The organism is Actinacidiphila yeochonensis CN732, from assembly GCF_000745345.1.
Classification (GTDB): Bacteria; Actinomycetota; Actinomycetes; order Streptomycetales; family Streptomycetaceae; genus Actinacidiphila; species Actinacidiphila yeochonensis.
Genome location: NZ_JQNR01000002.1, coordinates 63,710 through 84,778 on the forward strand (window position 1 = coordinate 63,710; position 21,069 = coordinate 84,778).

The 21,069-nt window shown below is 70.4% G+C and carries 13 protein-coding genes; 12 read left to right on the forward strand and 1 reads right to left on the reverse strand.

Translation table 11 applies throughout. The features are described 5' to 3' along the window. Positions 1-9 precede the first annotated feature (9 nt). Complete coding sequence (locus BS72_RS00665) at positions 10-3,726, reverse strand: hypothetical protein (protein ID WP_037905677.1); 3,717 nt, start codon at positions 3,724-3,726, stop codon at positions 10-12. A 1,314-nt stretch (positions 3,727-5,040) separates the two neighbouring features. Here BS72_RS00665 and BS72_RS31850 point away from each other — a divergent pair. The 12 genes from BS72_RS31850 to BS72_RS00725 all read left to right on the forward strand — a co-directional run bounded on the left by BS72_RS31850 (position 5,041) and on the right by BS72_RS00725 (position 21,066). Next, the gene (locus BS72_RS31850; RefSeq protein WP_051950352.1) at positions 5,041-5,955 is read left to right on the forward strand and encodes an AAA family ATPase; all 915 of its coding nucleotides are present in this window, start codon (positions 5,041-5,043) and stop codon (positions 5,953-5,955) included. Positions 5,956-6,680: 725 nt separating this feature from the next. Further along, positions 6,681-7,175, forward strand: coding sequence for a hypothetical protein (locus BS72_RS00675; RefSeq protein ID WP_037905283.1), 495 nt, complete (start codon positions 6,681-6,683; stop codon positions 7,173-7,175). A gap of 553 nt (positions 7,176-7,728) precedes the next feature. After that, positions 7,729-8,202 (forward strand): hypothetical protein, encoded by a 474-nt coding sequence (locus BS72_RS00680; RefSeq protein WP_157856103.1) that lies wholly within the window; start codon positions 7,729-7,731, stop codon positions 8,200-8,202. Between the two features lie 2,215 nt (positions 8,203-10,417). After that, a complete protein-coding gene (locus BS72_RS36155; protein ID WP_157856104.1) occupies positions 10,418-11,503 on the forward strand; it encodes a hypothetical protein in 1,086 nt (361 codons plus the stop codon). Beyond that, positions 11,500-12,564, forward strand: coding sequence for a bifunctional DNA primase/polymerase (locus BS72_RS00695; RefSeq protein WP_265736765.1), 1,065 nt, complete (start codon positions 11,500-11,502; stop codon positions 12,562-12,564). The genes BS72_RS36155 and BS72_RS00695 overlap by 4 nt, the downstream gene beginning before the upstream one ends. Next, positions 12,561-14,144 carry a hypothetical protein gene (locus BS72_RS00700; RefSeq protein ID WP_078900908.1) on the forward strand — a complete coding sequence of 528 codons (1,584 nt, stop codon included), beginning with the start codon at positions 12,561-12,563 and terminating at the stop codon, positions 14,142-14,144. Before BS72_RS00695 ends, BS72_RS00700 begins: the two co-directional genes overlap by 4 nt. Before the next feature lie 705 nt (positions 14,145-14,849). Beyond that, positions 14,850-15,365 (forward strand): hypothetical protein, encoded by a 516-nt coding sequence (locus BS72_RS00705; RefSeq protein ID WP_051950357.1) that lies wholly within the window; start codon positions 14,850-14,852, stop codon positions 15,363-15,365. A gap of 283 nt (positions 15,366-15,648) precedes the next feature. Further along, the gene (locus BS72_RS00710) at positions 15,649-16,995 is read left to right on the forward strand and encodes a DUF2637 domain-containing protein (RefSeq protein WP_051950358.1); all 1,347 of its coding nucleotides are present in this window, start codon (positions 15,649-15,651) and stop codon (positions 16,993-16,995) included. A gap of 67 nt (positions 16,996-17,062) precedes the next feature. Continuing rightward, positions 17,063-17,236 (forward strand): hypothetical protein, encoded by a 174-nt coding sequence (locus BS72_RS36160; RefSeq protein WP_157856105.1) that lies wholly within the window; start codon positions 17,063-17,065, stop codon positions 17,234-17,236. Positions 17,237-17,668: 432 nt separating this feature from the next. Then, a complete protein-coding gene (locus BS72_RS00715; protein ID WP_037905294.1) occupies positions 17,669-19,486 on the forward strand; it encodes a hypothetical protein in 1,818 nt (605 codons plus the stop codon). A 241-nt stretch (positions 19,487-19,727) separates the two neighbouring features. Further along, positions 19,728-20,744: a conjugal transfer protein gene (locus BS72_RS00720; protein WP_232792168.1), complete on the forward strand. Its 1,017-nt coding sequence runs from the start codon at positions 19,728-19,730 to the stop codon at positions 20,742-20,744. Positions 20,745-20,856: 112 nt separating this feature from the next. Further along, positions 20,857-21,066 carry a hypothetical protein gene (locus BS72_RS00725; protein WP_107498648.1) on the forward strand — a complete coding sequence of 70 codons (210 nt, stop codon included), beginning with the start codon at positions 20,857-20,859 and terminating at the stop codon, positions 21,064-21,066. Positions 21,067-21,069: the final 3 nt, after the last annotated feature.

Sequence of the window (21,069 nt, forward strand, 5' to 3'; positions counted from 1 at the left end):
TGTGCCGGTTCAGTCCTGGCGTGGGACCCAGCCCGGGGAAGGGTCGCCCGGCGTGGTGAGGACGTGGGCGAGGTTGTCGGCGGTGGTGTAGGGGACGCGGGGGTCGGTGACGAACGCGGCGGGCTCCACAGCGCGGGTCACCATCAAGGGCAGGACCCGCCAGGGGTGTTCGGGGTCGGCCCGGCAGGCCGCCGCGGCCGGTGCGGGGAAGGCGGCGATGGTGGCCGTCTTGGCCAGGAGCTTGTCGCGGTAGCGGGTCGTGAAGCGCTGGATGTGCTGGAGGACTGCGTGCGGTGCCACGGCGGGCACCGGGTTCTTGGCCTCGATCACCCACAGTCTTCCGCGGTCCGGGTCGGCGATGAGCAGGTCGACTTCGCCGGTCAGGCCGGGGATGCCGAGGGAGGCGGCGGTCTTCTCCAGCAGGCGGAAGCGGTGGGGCAGCCCTGCCTGCTGGGCGATCTCCTTGAGGTCGCTCTCCAGGAGCTCGTCGAGCTGCTGACGGTGGCGGAGCAGGGCCGTCCCGACGGGATCGGGGACATCCGGACGGGGCAGTCGTCCTTCGTCGATGTAGCCGGCGTAGAGCTCCTGGGCGGCGTGGACGAGCCAGGGGAGGACGAGCAGCCGGTCCCCGGCGGTGATCAGGGGGTGGGTCATGGGGCGGGTGCGCCGCTCGACCTCGGTGTAGGGGTGCGCTCCGGCGCCGGCCGCGTTGCCCGGGTGCAGGGTCAGCCGCTCGGTGGCGGCGCTCAGCTCCTCTTCGGGCAGGTTCGACCAGGCGGCGGCTTCCCGTACGAGGTCTTCGGCCGTGACGGCGGTGGTGCCTTGCGGGCCGGTGGGCCAGTCGGCGGCGGTGGCCAGCACCGTGCCCAGGGCGGCCAAGCCGCAGTTCCAGTGCTGGCGCAGCAGCCGGTCGGCCTGGGCGAGGTGGCTGCGGGGCGGCAGGTCGGCCTGGGCATACTCGGTCGCCGTGCGGATGCCCGGGCCGGCCAGGACGGTGGCGGCGTCGAGCGGCTCGGGATCGGCGCTCGCGGCCCGGTGAATGCGGTGCTGCTGGCGGGCGCTTTGGTAGGCGTGGGCGTCGTAGCCGAGGTGGGCGGCGAGTTCGGCGTCCGCGCGCTGACTGTCGGCCGAGTCGGGGGTGTCGGTGAGAGTGAAGACGCCGGTGGGGTGGATCTGCAGGTGGAGGTCGTGCAGGCGTCGGGCGGCGGCGACCGCGGTGGTGCCGCAGTGGCGTACGAGCTCGGCCAGGGCGACGAGCTCGGCGACCGCGATCGTGTCGACGGGCTTTTCGCCGGCGGGCGGGGTGGCGATCGCCTGCTGGAGCAGGAGTTGCAGTGCGGAGGTCGCGTTGGCGCCGTCGCTCTGGCGCCGGCCTGCCTCCTCGATCCAGTTCTCCGCCCACGGCGCCGTCAGGTTCGCGGCGGCCTCGGCGTCGCCGCGCGTGCGGCTGGACCATGCGGCGTTCAGGTGGCGTGCCACCTCGTCGACCAGGTCGGGCCGGTGCGCGCGGACCTGCTCGGCGAGCATCTCCTCCAGCGCGTGCAGCAGTTGTTCGGCGGGACCGCCCCGGGCGTAGGCCTGCGGGCCGCTCCATGTGCCGGCCGGGATCCGGGCTCGGCGGACGGCCGCGGCCGCGGTGCGCAGGGCGCGGGCGTGCAGGTGGGGCGAGCGCGGCAGGGTGTAGGCGGGGGCGGTAGCGGGCCAGGAGTTGGTGGCGCCGCTCAGGCGCAGGACCGGGTGGGCTGTGTCCCATTCCGCCAGGTAGGTCTCCCGGTCGGTGCCGGGGCCGGCGCCGCGGGCCTGGCGGATCTGGTCGAGCAGGTGGTGCAGCACCTGGCCGACGATGTGGTGTCCCTGGCGGCCGTCGCCGGTGAACGCGGCCAGCAGCGGAGGGTCGATGTCGACGCCGATGCGGGCACGGTCCGGATCGGCGCCGACGTGCAGCAGCAGCCGCTCCCCCGCTTCCGGGTCGCCGTCGGGTTCGGTGTCCACGCCTGCGGTTGCCGGGGGCTGGTGGGGCTCGGCGGTTGCGGTCAGCTCGATGACGATAGGGGTGCCGTCGGGGAGCGTGGCGTGGTCGGCGACCGTCGGGCAGGTGACCAGGGTAGTGCGCAGGGCGTCCGCGAGTCCGGTCATCGTGCCCGGGTCGAGGAACGTGTCCGGGCCGGGGCGGACGGTGGCGAGGACCACGAGCGGTGGGAGCGTGGAGACATGCGCGATCATCTGGCCCGTTGAGGTGGGGTAGACGAGGTCGGCATGGTCGCCCACAGGGTCCGGGTCGGGCTTGTCCAGGCGGGCGAAGCGCCAGTGGAGGGCTTCGGGCAGTTCAGCGGCGGCCAGCACCTCGTCGGTGGCCGCCCACGCCGCGGCCCGGTCCCAGGACACATCGTGCACGGCCGGCGAGACGGCGGCGACCTCGTCGCGGTACGGGCCCGGCAGCAGAAGCGTCGCCTCGCGCCGCCACGCGGTCCACGCGTGCAGCACGTCGCGGTAGAAGACGCCGTGTACGCCGGGGTGTTCGGTCAGTTCCAGGACGAACAGCGCCAGTACGGCCAGGTCACCCTCAGCGTCGGCGAGGATCTCAGCGAGTTCCTCGGTGTGCAGGTAGACGGTGTCCTCGATGAGCTCCGGGCCCAGGAACCGCGGTCCGCCGTAGACGACCAGCCGACCCCGCCCCGTCGCCAACTCGCCCAGGACGGAACGGGCTTCCTCGATCCGGGACGACAGTGCGCCTTCGGCCAGCGCGCTGACGATCGCGATGTCGTAGCGGTCGGCGGGGGCGGACATCACGCACACCCGGCCGGGACGGGCCGGGACTTCTTCCATGCCCAGCAGCTGCGCGGTGCGGGAGACGACGAGGTCCTGCAACCTCTCCTCGGCGGCCTCCACCTCCGGGGCGGGAAGAGCGGCCAGCAGGCGGCCGGCGGCCGGGGCGAGGGCATCGGTCGCGGCGCAGGCCGGCACCGCTACCCTCCGGCCGTGCGCGGTGACCGCGAGGACCGGCCCGAGCAGCGGCGCCTGGGGGTGGTAGCGCAGCGGAAGGCCTTCGATCGGTTCGGTCAGCCAATCCAGCGCCCGCGCGGCGTCCGCCGGCTGCCCGCACATAGCGGTGACGGCGTCCAGGTCCGCGCCGGCCAGCAGACCGGCGGCGCCGACCTCGTCCTGGGTAAGCGCGCACACGACCTGCGGGTCCTCGTCCGGCGCGGCAGGCGGCCATGCCGGGGACACCGCGGTGAGGGTGTGGTCGCTCAGGCGCAGCGCGAGCTCGAGAACGTCGCTCAGGCCGAACCCGACCGCTGCGCGCGCCGGTTCATCGACAGCCAGCGCGGTCAGCTGCAGGCTGCGCAGGACGAGGAGGGGGTGCGCGAGCTGGCCGGGATGGACCAGCAGCCGCTCCCCCGCCCGGGTGGCGAACCGGACCCTGCCCCGTACGTCACTAGGAACCCGGTCGGTCACCACGCCGCGCCCGGGCGCCGCCCGCCCGGCGGCCTCGACCAGCCCCGGCAGGTCCGTAGCGGCCGCAGCAGCACCGGTACGCGCGGGAGTTCGCAGAGTGCGGGTCCACAGCAGCAGGAGATGGTCGTGAACGCGGGAACAGCCCGGAGACGCCAGCGCGGCCTGGAGGAGCACCGTGAGCGAATCGGTGGAGAAGGGGACCAACGCCCGGTCGATAGTCTTCCACTGCACCCGCCGCTGCTGAGCGGCGGTGAGCGAGCTGCGTGCCATGGTGCGTTCCATCCGTACGTCCCCGGTGATGCGAGGGCTCAGCCTGACAGGCAACACGGCACCCTCGCGCCGGTTTCGGCAGGCTGACCCACAAGACGCGCTGGTTCGTGCACCTCAGCGTTCCAGCGGTCTTGACATGAGCTTTCACATGTTCACTACCTAGGACACGGGGCGGGACACAGGGCGGGACACAGGGACACCCGGGAGACGGCCGCGCTTGGCGGCCGACAGCTGGGCGGCCCGGCCGAGCGACTCCTCCTGCTCGGCCCGCCAGTCAAGGTCGCGCCGGCCACCCAGGGAAGCTGCTTCGTTGAGCGTCGGACATGTCTCATGCCGGACTATCGGGCGTACCCAACCCGCGTCGTCGCTCGTCAACTCGCCGATGCGAGGTCGACGTGCCGGCATTCGCGCTCGACCCGTGCAACGCCCTACCGACAGGTACAAGTCGGTGGACTGACCGCGCCCCGACCTCCGGCCTCGGGCCAAGCGAGCCAACGCGTGAGGGATAGCCGATTCACCCGTTCGTGTCCTTCGTTGAGGCCATGAGCGCCGACGTAGTTCACCTGCTCCACGTCGGAACGGTCCGCCCTCGGAGGACGGATCCTCCCTCCCTCCGAGTCTTTGGCCGGTCGCGACGCAGCGCGCACGTGGGTTGAATTTACTTATTGACACGAATAGTTGACATACGCCTGATGTCTTAAATTAAGGCATTCGGGAGGAAGACCAAGGCGCAGATCGCTTGCCGAAGCCTCACAAGATCAGCTCTTGCGTTCAGTAAAGGAATCTTAAAAACACGCCTTGACCTGCGCTTTCACATGTTCACTACCCAGGACACAGGGAGGGACACAGCGCGGGACACAGGGACACGACCGGCTCTGTCAGTCGACCGCTCCCCCGAATCTCGACCAGCGAGTGCATTCCTGAATCCGGCCTGCAGACACTCCAGAGTCACACCCGGGCGACCCTAGACTCGCCCGGCGGACTGCGTTCCGAGCCGTCACGCCACTCCCCCTTGCGCGCTTCTTTCTGCGTGCCAACCCCAGTGAGTCATCTCATCTCTGCTAGCGTGAGCCCGCCGTCCAGTGGACTGGGTGGCACCCGGGCAGCAACCCAGCAAGTTCGGCGTCGCAGCGACCAGCCGTCGGGCATCAGCGATCGGGTCACGAGAAGCACGTAGGGCTTCACGTCACCCCATCAGGAAGCCCCACCACTACGGCACTCACCGCAATCTGAGGGTCGCCGAAGCATCGACTGACTGGACTGTTCGGCCGACAAGTAGCAACTCGCCAAGAAGTAAGCAGGTACTCCACTCTCATGCCTGAGCAACTCGCTACGGAGCAGGCCCAGGGCTTGGTGCCCTCTCCGGCCCGCGAAGCCGCTGCGGTTCCCGCGACGTTCCTTTCGGGGAACATCACGCCGCCTGCCCTGACAGTGCCTTCTCACGTCAGCACCGAAGTTCGGGAACTGATCTACAGCCTCCCGGAACCCTTGAGGACAGCCGTCCTCGCTGCCCTCAACACGCCTGACGGCGTGAAGATCACCATGGGCAACGCCAAGGGCGGCGTAATGAAGACGACCCTGTCGGTCTACGTTGCATTGATCCTGGCACTCACCGGCGAACCCGTTCTCCTCGTAGACGCCGACGACACCAACAAAACCTGCCTCAAATGGCAGGCCGCAGCCGGAGACGACTGGCCGCCCCTCGTAACCGTCGTCGGGTACACGGGCCCCGCCATGGCCAAGCAGGTCACGGATCTCATGGCGCGAGGCTTCAAGCACCTGGTGATCGACGTGGGCCCCACGGATAAGGGGGTCCTGAAGACCGCCTGGATGCTGACCAAGCGAGGGATCGTTCCGACCCAGCAGCACGTCGGCGATGTGGTCCAGTTGACGACTACGTTCGACCTCCTCAAGGAGATGGGCGAGCGCATCGACCTCTTCGTCATGCTCGCTAAGTCGTTCCCCAAGCGCAGCAGCTTCACCAACGCTCGCGACTACATCCAGGGGCTCATCAACGGGGAGAGCGCCGACCACCCGGACGGCCTTCCCAGCGTGGATCTCCTGGAGGGCACCATTCCTCTCCTCGAAGGCATCGCTGACACCTGGGGCTCGATTCCAGACGACTTCGGCCACTTCGGGTCAGTACTCGCCGAGGCGCTCGGAGTTCCGGCTTCCGTGATCGCCGAGCGAGAAGCTGCCTGGCTCAAGGACGAGGTGGAGGCCCAGTAATGGCTGAAGCCAAAGGAGGGAGTCAGACTCCCGCTCGACGGCGGAAGGCACCGAAGGCCAGCGCTGCTTTCGGAAAGCTGAACCAGCTGTCAGCGTCTGGCGCCCTTTCCAAGATCAACAGCGATCCCCAGGCGACGTCCGGTTCGGTACCTCCGGTGGACAGTGAGCCGGCCGGGCCTGTGCAAGAGCAGCCGACCGCCGACAGCACGCCGACCGAGCTCGCACCAGCGGCCGCACCCGAACAGACCGAGCCCGCGGATGCCGGCGCGTCTGCCAGTGCAACTGACGTACATGTGCCCGAGCCTCCGGTGGACAGTGAGCCAGCCGGGCCTGTGCAGGACCAGCCGACCGCCGACAGCACGCCAACCGAGCTCGCACCAGCGGCCGCACCCGAACACGTTGGAGTCGCTCACGAGGAGTCCGCGGGTACACGCACGCCCGCCGAACGCGAACCCGCGGCCGCGCCTGCGATCAACAGGCTGCAGGCTGCGGAAAGCGCACGGCTCGACACCCTGGACTCACCTGCGCCAACCACACCCATCCCTGCGCAGACGCCAGTTGAAAATCCGCCGCGCCGTCTCCGGTCTGAAGACCTCGCTGCCGCCGATCTGCCCGTCTACGGACAAGAGGCGCCAGGAGGTCGCGAGACGTCTGGGGGCGCAGTCACCCTTCGGAGAGCCGCTGGGCCTGCTTTCCCGGCCACCAGCGGATTCTCCGAGAGGCGAATGCTCGACGCTCTTCCGCCGCAGCTCGCCGAGAAGGTGCAGGGGCTGCCAGTCGCGTACATCGAGCTCGCGAGGAGTTACCGCCAGGCACAGGCGACACGAACCGGTACGAAGCCTGCAAAGCGCAACATCCGGCTCCATGCCGACGTCGCAATCGCGGTGAATCGCCAGATGGTCAGCGACAAGCGAATGCTCGGGCTCAGAAACCTCAAGCCGAGCCAGTACCTGGACGCCTCCATCACCCTGGCACGCCACGTCTCGGTCACCGAACTCATCAAGGCCGCTGACGAGTTCCGAGACAGTCACCTGGGGGAGGAGAGCGGTGCAGCGTCCCCCAACCACTACAGCATCAGCCGGGAGAACGACGACTGGCTGAACGACATGATGGACGAGCTTCTTCTCGCAAACACCACTGGTCTGCATGGCCATATGGTCAACGTGATCGTCCAGTCGTTCCTTGAGCAGTTGAGGGCTGAGGCCCCGGCAACGGACTGACACAAGCTCAAGGCCGGCCTGGGCCCAGTCGTCCATGAGGGGCGAGCCGCCGTCGCGGCTCGCCCCTCTTCCTTCAGCAACAATTCACATAAGCACAAGCTGGGACACGTGTCGGGACACGGCGCGGAACACAGGGACACGAGGGTTCCGTAGATGCCCTCGCGCCCGAGGATTGCCGTCCGCAGGCACGCACGCTCGGGGAACCCGCCGTCGGCCGAAGGCGCGTCGGCCCCCAAACTGCGCGACCCTCGTGCACTTTCGGGAATGCGGGACCCTCCCCTGCCAGCAGGCCAGCCCCCTCGGCGAACCATGCCCCCCGTCGCAATATGCCGATCTACCTGCGGATATTCGCCAATCGGGAGGTCCTGGCGTGGATGGATACCGCCAGCGCGTCAGCCTGGCGACACGCTGAAAACTATGGGTTTGCATCAGAGATGCGCGAGGGTCGTATGATTCGCAGCACAGCGCGATAGTCTCGTGCTCACCTGCCAGTTGCCAGCGGAGGGAGATCCAAGTGCCGCCACGTCGTTCACCCGTGCGCAGAAACGGGACGATGTCGCAGCGCACCGTGTCCGAATGGTCCGGAGTCGGCGCGGGAACTCTCAAGAACCTGGCTCGAATCGGCCTTCTACCTGACGCAAATCAGCTGCGCCCGCACGACGTTGTCCTCGCTCAGGTGGCTGCGGCCCTCGGCGCTACGCGGTCGACGAACCGGGATTCTCAACAGGGCGAACGCACTACGACAGCGTTCCAGCGCGACTGGGATGCCGTTCGGATAGTGATGGAACTGCTGGTCGCGGCTTCCGAGCCAGGCTCGGAAGACAAGATTCACCCGCGAACACGGCTCGTCGCCTTCCCCGAGTCAGTCGCCCTGGCGCACCAGGACTACCAACTGCTGCAGCTCAGCGAGGAGGCTCTCGCGAGCAAGCTGCCGTACCACGTCCTGCCCATCGGGACCTGGCACGAAGAGCTTCAGCAGCGCCTTGCGAACGAGTACGAAGAAGGAGCCGCCAAGGCAGCCGCATAAAAAAGAACGGCACCCACGTACCTGCCGCAAACAGGGTGGGTGCCGGACTGATAAGGCTAGGTAGCCTCTCTCGCCATCCTTGAGGTTACCAGCCCCCAGCCGAGTCGTCTCCACCCACCGGAGCCTCGGCTACACGTGTCTCCCTCGTCACGCTTGTGAAACTGGTAGCCCATGCCGTCTTGCCCCAGGCTGACGGCGCTCGCAAGGGGCCCTGCGTGCCCTGTCTTGCGGAAGCGCCCTCCCGGCCTGCTCCCTCGCACTACCGCTGTGCGCGCAGCTCGCCCTCTCGCGGCTGAGCCGCTGCCCGGCTGGCTGTCCCTCTACCCAGCGCCTGACTCTTTGCCACGTCATTTGGTGTGCGAGGGCCGGCGTCATACCTCGTCACGTCCCTACGCCGCCGTCCTCGAGGTCAAGGCTGCTGGCCAGCGCTGATCGTGCGCTCACGACGGGGCTAGGGGGCGCAGTTGGTGTTCTGCGCCCCCTAGCCCCGTCGAAGGGAGGTGATGCCCGCTCTATCTGAATATGTCGCGTCTGGCCCCTGTGCTTCCCCAAGCCGGCCGGACGGCGATGACGGTTTCCCTCATATCCCTCGACAGGAGCAGATCATAGCTGCCAGCCGTGGGGCTAGTTTCGTGTTGCCAAAAACGGACTCTCAGGAGTCTTCTTCGAACTACGCCCAAACATGCACAAAGAGGCCACGCTCGCTTCCTGGGTATCGGAACGCATCAGACCAGTGGTCGCCCTCACCCAGCGCGCCTAGGTCTGCCGATGCCTCAGCGTTGTCTGCGCCGTTGTTGTTGCTCCCGCGGATGCGGGAGCGTCTCTCTGACGCACTTGAGGCTCTCGTAACGGACCGATCGTTTCGTCGGCGTCCGCTGGTTGAAGCCCTGGCGGCTGTTGTCCTGCTGGCGAAGTCGCCAGCAGGCGGGTCACAACTTGAGCTTCGTGCAGGCCAGTTGGCCCGGTGGCTGGGCGTGTCTGAGTCTTGGGTCGATCACCGCGTGCTTCCTGGCCTTCGTGGTTCGGGTGCGGTGGCAACCAAGGTGGTGACCAAGACCGTCGGCGGGACTCGGCGGGTTGATGGACTGCGCTGGGAGTTGCTTCCTCTGACGGCTGCTCAGGCTCGTTGTCGCCCGGACGCTCTGGTGCTGGAGAAGCGTGAGTTGTCGGTCCTGTTGGCGTTGTGTGAGGCGTTGTTCGCGCCAGGGTGGGCGCCGGTGGGCAAGCGGGAGACGCCCGCGGGTCTACTTGGTGCTCGGCGAGGCCGGGGGGCTGCGGCGGAGCGGCTGGCCTTGCTGCGGTTGGTGCTGGCGGCCCGGCCGGATGGTCGGGTGCGGCTCGTCGGCGGGGCGGTGGCGGCTGACTACGACCGGGCGGATGCGACGGTTGCGCGACTGTTGGCGTGCTCGGTGGCAGAGGCGGCCCGGGTGGTGGACGGGCTGGTACAGCAGGGGGCGTTGGAGGTGCGGGGCAGGGGTGTGCCCGGTGCCCGGATTCGGATGGTGGTGCCGGCGGTGGCGGCCGCGCATGGCCGGGGTGCCGCGGCCGAGCTGCGGATGGTGCCCGATCTGGCCGAGGATCAGCGGGCGGAGGAGGTCGCTCCAGAAGCGGAGCGATTCTGCGCGCACTGTGCTTCGGGATTGGACGAGGCGCGGCCAGCGGAGCCGGGGGAGGGGTGGGTTCAGCAGGGGTTCTTCGATGTCGTGGACGGCGGCCTGGATGACGGGGGCGATGGTGCACTCAGGGATCAGGAGGGTGCCAAGGAGCTCTGGACCGGCCCGAAAAGTGCTTCTGACCTGGGGGAACGCGAGGACAAGGAAGGGGTCAGGGCGTCGGAGGCAGAGGCTGTTGGTGCACTGCTCCACGCCGACCACGCGTCGGTGGTTATTCAAGGTGGTTCTGGTACTGCTTCATCTCGCTTTTCCGGCGAAGCCGCGTTGGGGTTCCCACCGTTGCCGGAGCGCGCGGACGGGCGCGAGGTCGAATCCGGCGCGGGCAGGATCGGCGTGGTCGACGAGCCGGGTGATCAGGGTGGCCCGCTTCGCGGGGAACAGCAGCCGGATCGAGCGGGGGTGGGGCAGACGGCTCCCGGGCCGGTCGTCGCGAAGCCGGTCCGGTTGCGGTGGTCGTTGCCGCGGGGCTTGGAGCGGGTGCTGGACCCGGTGCAGCTGGAGTGGGCTCGGATCGGGCATGCCGGGGGCGTACCCGGGTGCGGGTGGCGCTCAAGGCCGAGTTGCAGCGGCTGGCCGGGATCGTGGGCTCGGAGCAGGCGCCGGTGGTGCTGGCCGAGCGGCTGGCCCGGCGGCTTGCTGCTCAGCACGGTGAGCGGGTGCGCGAGCCGGTCGGTTGGCTGTTGTCGCGGGGTCTGCCTCAGCGGGCGAAGTGCTACGCGACGGCGTGCGATGACCAGGTGCGGATGGACACCGGTCTGGTGTGCCCGAGCTGCGAGCTGTTGATCGGGGACCGGCGGGCGCTGCGGCACGAGGTCGTCCAGGCCGTGGCCGCCGAGCTACCCGGCCTGGCGCCGGCCGAGGCCAAGGCGGAGGTCGAACGGAGGCTGAGCCGGGAGGTCGCCCTGCGGGCCGCGCGGGACGCCGTACGGCGCGAGCGTGCCGTGGTGGAGCGGGCGCGCCGCGAGGTGGTCTGGGCGCAGCAGCGCGAGGAACTCGAGGTAGCGAAGGCGGAGTTGGCGGCACGGGCGTGTGAGGAGTGCGGGGTGCCGGAGGCCGCTGGTCTGTGCCCGGTGTGCTCGTACAACCGCAAGGTCCGTGCGGCTGTGGAGGAGGCGGCGCAGGTCGCGGCCGCCGTGAACGGGCCGGTGAAGGATCTAGGCGTGGTGGCGGACCGGCTGGCCGTGTACCGGGTCCGGCTGGAGGGCGAAGTCGACCGCGCGACCGATCGGTTGCGGCGCGAGGGGATGCCGGAGGCCGCGGTGGCCTGGGAGGCGCAGAACCTGGCCGAGGAGCTGCTGCGGGCGGAGCGGGCCCGCGCGGTGGACGCTCTGCTGGACTCGGCGGAGGCCCAGACGGAGGCCGAACGGGTCTTCGCCATCGAGCGGGCGCGGCGCAGCGGTGAGCTGCAGGCCCGGGCGGCGTCCGAGCAGGCGCGGCAGCGCTGCGCGGAGCTCCTTCTCGCCCAGCGGCTCGGCCAGGTCAGGGCCGCGGATCGGCCGTCGGCTTCCGAGGAGGCCGTCGGTTGGCGTCAGCGGATGGTCGAGCTGGCGGCGCGTCCGCTCGACGACGAGATCCGCGTGCCGCGGCCGGCGGCGGGCGAGTGCCGACAGGCGGTGAGCGCGGCGTGATCGGGGGACTGGAGTTGGCCCTGCGGTGCGCTGAGCGGGGGTGGTCGGTGCATCCGCTGCTGCCGGGGTCGAAGCGTCCGGCGGGCAACTGCCGCAGGTGCCGGCCGCCGTCGACCGGGGCGCGCCCGCCGTGCGGCTTCCCTGATGCGGACGGGTGTGCGTGCGGTGAGGCCGGGCGGTACTGCCACGGGGTGCGGGCGGCAACGCGGGAGCGGGAGCTGATCCACCGCTGGTGGCAAGGCCAAGACTTCGGCGTCGGCGTGGCCACGGGACCGTCCGGCCTGGTGGTGGTCGACCTCGACGACCACGACCGTCCGCCGCCGGAGCAGGCGCTGTTGCTGCCGGGCGTCGACCTGACGCAGCACCCGGACACGGAGCTGGACCGGGTGCGGACCGGGGCGGACGTGCTGGAGCTGCTGTGCCGGGTACGGCGGGCGGCCAGCCTGCTGGAGACCCCGGCGACGCTGACCGTGCAGACCCCGTCCGGCGGGATCCACCTCTGGTACCGCACCGGGGACACGAGCCGATACGTGCAGGGAGCGGGCCGGCTCGGCTGGCAGGTCGACGTACGGGCCGGCTGGTCCACCGCGGTCGCTCCCGGCACCGTCACCGCGGCCGGCCGCTACCGGATCGCCGGCCACCAGGACAGCCCGGTCCGTCTGCCGCGCTGGGTCGCACTGGAGCTGGACCGCGTCGGACTGCGCCACCGCGACCCGGCCGCCGGCCCGCCCCACCGGGTCCGGCTTCCCCGCCCCACCCGCGAACACGGTCCGAGGGACGCCTCCGCGTACGCCGCCGCGGCGCTGCGCGGCGAACTCGAGGCGGTGGCATCGGCCCGCGCCGGCCGCAACGACCAGCTCAACCGCGCAGGTTTCCGGCTCGGGCAGCTGGTCGGGGCCGGGCTGCTGGAGCACGACCAGGTCCACCAGGCGCTCACCGACGCCGCCGAGCAGGCCGGGATCGACCCCGGCGAGGCCAAAGCCCAGTCCACCCTCCGCCGCGCACTTCAGGCGGGCATGCGCGCGCCGCGCACCATCCCGAGCCCGGGAGCACGGTCATGAACCACCCCCTCACCTCCCGCGCCGCGCTGCCCTCCCCGACCCGAGAACCCCAACCCGCCGAACAGGCCGGCGAGGGCAGGCCGCAGGAGCCCCGCCCCGCCGAACGGGAGCCGAAACTGAACCAGGCCGACATCCTGCTGCACCTGGGCATGGACCAGTACCACCTGGTGAGCCACGACCAGACCGCGTACGCCGTCCCCGTCGACGGGCCGCCCATCGCCCGCCCGCTGCGCGCCAAGGGCGGCTTCGGCGGAACAGGCTCCCTGCGCCAACTCCTCAACCGCGCCTATGTCCTGCGCACCGGCCGGTCCCCGTCCCAGGGATGCCTGACCGACGCGATCGCCTCCATGGACGCCCTCGCCCTGGACGCCGAGGAACAGCCGGTCTGCCTGCGGATCGCCCCCGACCCGGCCGACGACCAGGCGACCTGGCTCGACCTGGGCCGCTCCGACGGGCGCAGCGTGCTCATCGAGCCGGGCACCTGGTCGGTGACCACGCCGCCCACCGGCGAGGGCCCGCTGTGGCGGCGTACCCGGCTGACCGGCGAACTCCCGCTGCCCGAACGCGATCCGGGCGGCTGGCAGGCGGGGCTCGGGCTGCTGCGTGAGCTGTCCGCGCTGGCCGAGCCGTCCTGGCGGATGGCGGTCGCGTGGCTGCTGGCCGGCCTGAGACCCGACATGCCGCGCCCGATCGCCTACTTCAACGGGGAACGCGGCACCGCCAAGACCACCTCCGCCCGGCAGCTGCTGCGCGTGCTCGACGGGATCCGCGCCGAGGTCCGCAACGTGCCCCGCTCCGAGGACGACGGCGCGGTCGCCGCCTCCGCCGGGTGGACCATGGGCCTGGACAACCTCGCGGGCATCCCGCAGTGGCTCTCGGACTTCCTGTGCCGGGCGGTCACCGGGGCCTCCGTTGCCAAGCGCGAGGTCTACACCGACGACGACGTCACCTCCTGGGCCTACCAGCGCCCGGTCCTGCTGACCGGCATCGACGTCGGCGCCCTGCAGCCCGACCTCGCCGAACGCCTGTTGCCCTTCACACTGGAGGCCATTGATCCCAAGGCCCGGCGCAGCGAGCACGACCTGTGGCGCAGCTACCGCGCCGCCCACGGCCGCATCCTCGGCGGCCTGCTCGACCTGGCGGCCGCGGTGTGGGCGCGCCTGCCCGACGCGGCCGACCAGCTCGACCAAAAACCGCGGATGGCCGACTGGGCCGAACTGCTGTGGGCGCTGGACCAGGTCACGGGCTGGGACACGCTGAACACCTACACCGGGTCCCAGGACGCGATCACCGACGACGTCATCGACGCCGACCCGGTCGCCACCGCGCTCACCCGCTGGTCCGCCACCGCCGGCAGCACCGAGTGGCGGGCCACCACGGGCCAAATCGACGAGGTTCTGCGACCACCGGGCCCCGTCCCCGAGACCTGGCCCAAGACCACAGCCCTGCTCTCCGCCCGCCTGACGTCCCTCGCACCGGCCTTGCGTCAACGCGGCATCGACATCCGCAAGCTGCCCCGCACGAGCGCCACCCGCGGCTTCCTCATCACCCTCAACCCCGCCTCCGGACCGCCGGCCTGACCTCCGGCGACCGCCCGACCGCGAACCAGTCCCCATAGCGTCACCGAACCCGCCGCCGGGGCGTGCGGGCCTTCTGCATGTCCCGGCACCCCCGGCCGACCGGTCCGCACGGACCGAAGGCGCCCCCTGGGGTGCCGGCCGGCTGTCCCGGGCCGTCGCGAGCCGGGCCTGGGCGCACGTCGACGGCCGCCGAGGCGCCGGGGGCGGCCTCGCTCTGCAGGCGGTGACGCTGTGCTGACGCTGCCCATGACGCACCCGGCGCCCGGCCCGCACGACAACGACCTGGGGTTTTCCCCTTCGGCCAGCAACCCCATGACGCTATGACGCTCTCACCCCTCATCTCTCTGAAAAAAGAGAAGGAGGAAGGGGAAGGAGTAGTGGCAAGGTGCGCCAGAGCGTCATCAGCGTCCGCCAGCCGCATCCTCGGACGGCGAAAGCGCACGTCAGCACCAGGGTCGGGGGGACGGTGCAGCGTCAGTTGGCTGCGTCACCGATGCGGCGCGCGCGTCACCGCCTCTGCCGCATCCGGCGATCCGCTGACCTGTGACAGCGGTCGTTGACCGATTGCCACTGAAGGCTGGTGGATGGCTATTGGTGCCATCGAAGGGTGACCGCGCAGGTCGGCGGCCCGGCGGTGCTGGTTCTGGTGCAGCGCGGCAGTGGAATTGCGGGACTTGCCGCCGTCGCTTCGCACGTCGCGAGACGATGAGGATGCTCTTCGGTGACACGGCACCCCTGTGGAGGAACTTCGTGGCCAGGATCCTTCTCATCACCGACCACGTTCACGGCCCGGGGCGCCGGCGGTACTCCCCGCCCGCCGCCTCCGAAGAGAAGAGGCAGGGCGCTGTCGTCGGCCTGGCGGCGCAGCTCTATGACGCTGTCCTGGACAACTGCGCAGAGTGCCGGCAGCAACTGTTGGCCCACCTTGCGGACGATTCCGCGACCGCGGGCGTGCTGGTCGGCTGGGCCTGTCTGATCGTCTCCGAGACGTACGGCGGAGTGCCGGAGCTCCTCCTGGACGGAAACGAGCGGGACGACGCCCCTTTCCATCCGACCGCCGCGTTCCGCGCCATCGCCGGCGCCTACGAGGACACCGGATCCGACGGCGTACACGCCGCTTGCGAAGCGTGCACCGTCGAAGAACGGCTGGACGCAGCGCAGACGGCTCTCGAACTCGTCGTCGGGCTAGCCGACTTCGGCACCGACTTCATCAACCAGTGACCCCTTGCCCGAAGCATCTTGGTCTCTTGTCCACGAATGGTGACCGCGTGCCACGGCGCCCTGACCTGCGCGGTCATCCTTGGATGACACGATCGGCCATCCATCAGCCTTTGGTGGCAATCGGTCAACGACCGCTGTCACAGGTCATCCGCCCTGTCCCCGGGCCGGGGAGACCCTCCGCCGCGCACCGGCCGAGCCCCCAGCTACGTCGCCAGGATCCCGCACTCCCGGGCGGGCAACGCGTGGTCTCTGTCCACAGCCGGGCCGGTGAACGCTCGGGTCCATGTCGCGTTGGAATGAGCAGTCCGAGGGACGCCTGCCGAACCGTGTGCAACTGAGCCGCGCTCAGCGCGGATTGGTCTCCGTCGTGGTGATCGGGGCGGTCGCCATCGCCGCTATCGGCTTCATCGGGTCGTACGGCGCCGTCCGCACCCTGGCGCAGCGCAAGGGCTTCGGAGACTTCGCGGTCGTCTTTCCCATCGGGATCGACGCCGGCATCTGCGTCCTGCTCGCGCTGGACCTGCTGCTGACATGGTTGCGGATCCCGTTCCCGATGCTGCGCCAGACGGCGTGGCTGCTGACGGTGGCGACGATCGCGTTCAACGGAGCGGCGGCCTGGCCCGATCCGATCGGCGTGGGCATGCACGCCGTGATCCCGCTGCTGTTCGTCGTCGCTGTCGAAGCGGCTCGGCACGCGGTGGGCCGGATCGCCGACATCACCGCAGACCGGCACATGGAGGGTGTGCGGTGGGTGCGGTGGCTGCTGTCCCCGCTGCCGACGTTCCTGCTCTGGCGGAAAATGATCTTGTGGGAGATCCGCCGGTACGACGACGTCATCTCCGCGGAGCAGGACCGGCTGGTCTACCAGGCGGAGCTGCGCATGCGTCATGGGCGGGCGTGGCGGTGGAAGGCCCCGGTGGAGAAGCTGCTGCCGCTGCGGATCGCACGGTTCGGTGTCCCGCTGAAGCCCGGCACGGCGCTGAACGGTGCAGGGCGGGGGCCGGGAGCCGGCCGGGAACTGGGCGCGGCCGACGACGCGGAAGAGAAACTCCTGGCAGCGGAGGCGGCAGTCGAGAAGCCGTCCGGCCACGGCGCTGCGGAGGAACCCGCGCGCACGATCGCGGCCGCGGCGGTCGCCGACGAGCCCGGCCGGAAGGCCGCCCGAAGCGAGGGATCGCACGCCGAGCCGGTGGCCGAGGCCCAGAGGGCCGCACAAGCACGCGAGCCCGATCCGGTGCAGGAGGACGACACGGCAGCCGGCGGCAGCGGGGACCCGATCACCGCGGACCAGCAGACGCCAGAGCCCGAGGACGAAGCGCCGCCTCCGGAAGCGGACGGCACGGCAGACACCACGGAGGCATCCTCGACCGCGCCGGACGAGACCGACGGCGCCCCGTCCCCGGCGCCGGCCGAGGAGCACGAAGTGGTACTGGCTGGCCTGTCCAGCAACGCCGCCGCCGTCCGCTACGCGATCGAGGTACTCGACAGCACCCACACTCCGGAGATCGTCGAGTGGCTCAAGCAACGCGGACGTCCCGTGAACAGGGGGCAGGCGCACAGGATCACCGAGACCGAAGCGGCCAAGCGTCGCAAGTCGCGCATGCGCATGGTCACGACAGGCGCGCGGTAGGGCGCTCGCCCCCGCAGGCCTGCCCCCTGCTCGGCCAGGGCCGCCGGACGTTGCGTCGGGCCTTCGCGTGTCCGGGCCGCGTTCGCGGGGCCTGCCCGACCGTCGCCTCCAACTGCCGGATGAGGACAATCTGCTGCTCGGCGTCGTCCAGGTCGGGCGCGGTGACGTGACCGCGCCCGACCTGATGTTCGCCGCGGATGCCGTGTGGATCGTGGTGCAGGCCTGGCCTGGCCGCCGATGAGCCGTGCGATGTCCGGGCGGCCCTGCCGGTCACGCAGCCGCTGCGGGCACCGGTCCACCGCGATCATCATGCGCAGGGTGCTCAGGCCGATCAGCCCGTGGCACCCACCGAAGGGGCGCATCCGGTTCATCACCTTCTGGGCATCGGTCAGGTCGCCCGGCGTACTCGTGGCGCGGTTGGGCGCGTAGGCGCCGGCGAAGTGACCCAGTACGGCCGGTACGCGGGGGTGCCCGCCGGAGGAGTCGACGAAGTCGGCATGCCGCAGACGGGTGCCGGCACCCCGGTGCGCGTTCTCCCCGTTCCGTTTCCCGCCCGGAGAGTCGAGCGGGCGCCGAACTCTGTCCACAGGCAGGCGCTTCTACCGTCCGACGTGATCGCCCAACCGCCCCGCGGCGGAGGGCAGGTGACTGCGCAGCGGAAGGGACGGTGGTCATGGCGCGCACCGAGATGGACCGGCAGATCGAGGAGGGAGTGGAGCAGGCCGCGGTGTTTGTCGGCCGGTTCGTCAGCGGTGCCCCGATGGGGGAGCAGCCGCGGGCGCCGGGCGGGATCCCGCGGGGTGTCCACGCCCTGCTCCGGCTGGCCGTCGTGGCGTGGGCGGGCTGGGGTGCCTGGATGTGGTGGGGGCTGCACGAGCACCAGCGGGTGATCCGCGCCGCTGTGATCACCGCGTGCGTGGCGGCCCCGCTCGCGCTGATCCTCGCGCTGCGCGGCAGGACGCGGCGCCGGCACATGCGCAGCCTGGTCCTGCCGATGGCGCTGGCGATGAAGGACATGCTCCCGGCCTGGGACGACCACCAGCGGCTGCGCGCGCTGACCATCCCGCTGGACCGCTCGTTCGTGAAGATCCGGCTGCCCGACGGCTGGCACGGCCAGGACGGGCACAAGGACATGCTGCGCGAGCTGGTCCAGGACCGGATGGGCGGGCAGTGGTCGGGGGAGTGGAACCTGAAGTCCTATCCCTTCAGCGTCGTGTTCACCCCGCAAAAGCCGCGCCCGAAGCTGGAGCCGCCGGAGACGGTCGACTTCTTCGACGCCGCGGTGCAGCAGGCCATCGCGCAGTGCAAGCCGGGCCAGCTCGTCCTGGGCATCGACGAGCGGCACAAGCCGGTGTTCAAGTCGATGACCGGCGAGACCGCGATGTGGGCGCTGAGCGTGGGCTCCGGCGGCGGCAAGAGCTCGTTCCTCCAGATGATCATCACCCAGCTCGTCGGACAGGGCGCGACCGTGGTGGGCATCGACGTGAAGATGGCGTCGATCATCTGCTTCGAGGGCGTCCCCGGCGTCCACCTGTACACCGACCCCGGCAACGTCGGCGACATGCGGTCCGCGATCAAGTGGGTCGCGCGTGAGGTCGAGGCACGGAACTACGTCAAGAAGAAGGACCCGGGAAAGAACTTCGACCGCCTGACCCTGATCCTGGAAGAGGGCAACGAATTCGGCGACGCGTCGAAGGCGTACTGGAATGACACCAAAGAAAAGGGCGACCCCGCCGGCGACCCCATCTGGGGCGACATCGCCTCGGTCATGCGCATGGGCCGCCACGTCAATGTGACCATCATCGGCGTTTTCCAGGACCTCCGCGAAGCGGCGGTGGGAAGCCGGGGCCTGCGCAATATGTTCCGCCTCATTCTGATGGGCAACTACAACGCCAATCAGTGGAAAATGATCGTCAACACGACTCCCGTTCCGGAGAGCATCGACCGGGCGGGCCGCATGATGATCATCGAGGGCAACCGGCGGATATGGATCCAGGTCCCCTACGCCGACCCGGACGCCTTCCGCGACCACAGCCTCAAGCTGCGCCAGGAACGCGGGTACAGCACCGAGGACCTGTACGGCACACCGCCCTCCGCGAGCCCGCAGCGGCTGCCGTCGCTGCTGCAGGAGTCGACGCCGCTGCTGACCAAGGAGGCGGCCCCCGCGCTGGAGGCCGCGGACGCCGAGGACGGCGGGGGAGTGGTCACCCTGGTCAAGGACGAGGAAGCAGAGCCAGGGGACCCGGAGTTCGACGAGGACCTGGACGAACTCGCCGACGACGAGGACGAGGAGGAACCGGCGGCGGAGTTGCTGGCGCTGGCGGAGATCTCCCGGCGCCTGGCCGAGGAGGGCATCGAGGTGAGCGCGGAGCTGATGCGCCAGCACAAGCGGCGGCGCGCCGACTTCCCCGCCGGCGAGACTGTCGACGGCAAGGACCTGTTCACCTACGAGGCGATCGCCGGCTACTACCGGCCGGACACCGCCGACTGACCCCCTGCGGCAGCGCGCCGCACCCCGAGAAGTGGCCACGGGCTTGCCCGTGGCCACTTCTTTGCGTCCCGCCCCAAGCCTGCCCGGCCGGAGTTCGCCGGACTTTATCCACAGGGGAGCGCTTCTAGATTTCTGGATGTGATCTTCCCCGTGCGGGTGGCGCGCTGAATGGGCGTTCCCGGGCGGCGGAGCCGGATATCGAGAATGCGGCCGAGGAGTCGGGATGAGTACGTTGCGGAAGATGCTGAATCTTCCCGAGAAGCAGCCCCGGGGCGGTGAAGAGGAAAAGACCGCCGCAGGGGACGAGAGGGAATTCGGCAGCGGCCCGGAGGAGCCCGGGCGCCGGCCTGCGCCGCGGGCCGGGCTCGGCTGGGCCGAGGAGGAGGAGACCTCCGGGCGCTCCTTCGCCCGGCGCGCCGGGCGGGTGGCGATCTGGTGCGTCATCGCCCTGGCGGCGCTCACCGGCGTGCGCACCTGGGTGTTCCCGGCGAAGACGCCGCCGCCGGTGACCCAGTCCGATCCGCAGGCCGAGGCCCGCAAGAACGACGTGCCGGTGGAGGCGGCCCAGCAGATCGCCGCCCGCTTCGCGCGCAGCTACATGAACCTCAACTCGGCCGACAAGGACGCGCGGACCAAGGAGCTGGAAGCGGACCTCGCCAAGGGGATCGATCCCAAGCTCGGCTGGGACGGCTCGGGCATGCAGCTGGTCGCCCAGACCATCCCGGGCGCGGTCACCCAGACCGGCGCGCACCGGGCCCGGGTCTCGGTCGACGTGCGCGTCAGCGTGACGACCACGGTCAAGGGCAAGGCGGCGACGACGTCGGGCTGGAGGGCCCTGGAAGTGCCGGTCGCGCAGGTCGGCGACCGGGTGGTCGTCACCGGGCAGCCCGCGCTGGTGGGCCTGCCGGGCGCCGTCTCCTACAACGCCCCCGAAGGACCCGAGGCGGACTCGGGCCTGTCGAACGCCACCCGCGAGGTCGTCAAGGACTTCCTCACCGCCTGGGCGGCCGGCGACGCGGACCAGGCCTCCGCCCCGGGCGCCGACATCCAGGCGCTGGGCGCGGGCATGTCGCTGGACGCGCTCGACTCCTGGGTCGTCGACGCGGGCACCGGCGACCGCCGCACCGGAACCGCGGTCGTGCGTTGGGCCCTGGCCGGCGCGCAGCTCCAGCAGACCTACCAGATCACCATCACCAAGGTCTCTGCCGGCGGCGCGAGCCGCTGGCAGGTCGACGCGGTCAGCGCGAAGACCGCGTAAGGCCGCAGCCGCATCCGGCCGGCCTCTCCCGGGCCCTCGACCGGCACCCACCCAACCCCCTTTTTCGCACTACCTCGATAGGAGTCGATCCGCCATGTCCGATAACGGGCTTGTGAGTTGGATTCTCACGGTCGTCGGGTCCCTGTTCGCGGCCGTCCTGGCCGTGCGCGGATTCGGCCACTGGATGAAGAAAGAGTGGGGTGCGCTGATCACGCACATCGTCGGCGGCGCCGTCGTCGCCGTCATGATCTTCACCCCGAACCAGGCCGTGACGATCCTCAAGTTCATCGGCGCCAAGATCACGACCGTCTTCACCGGCTGAGGC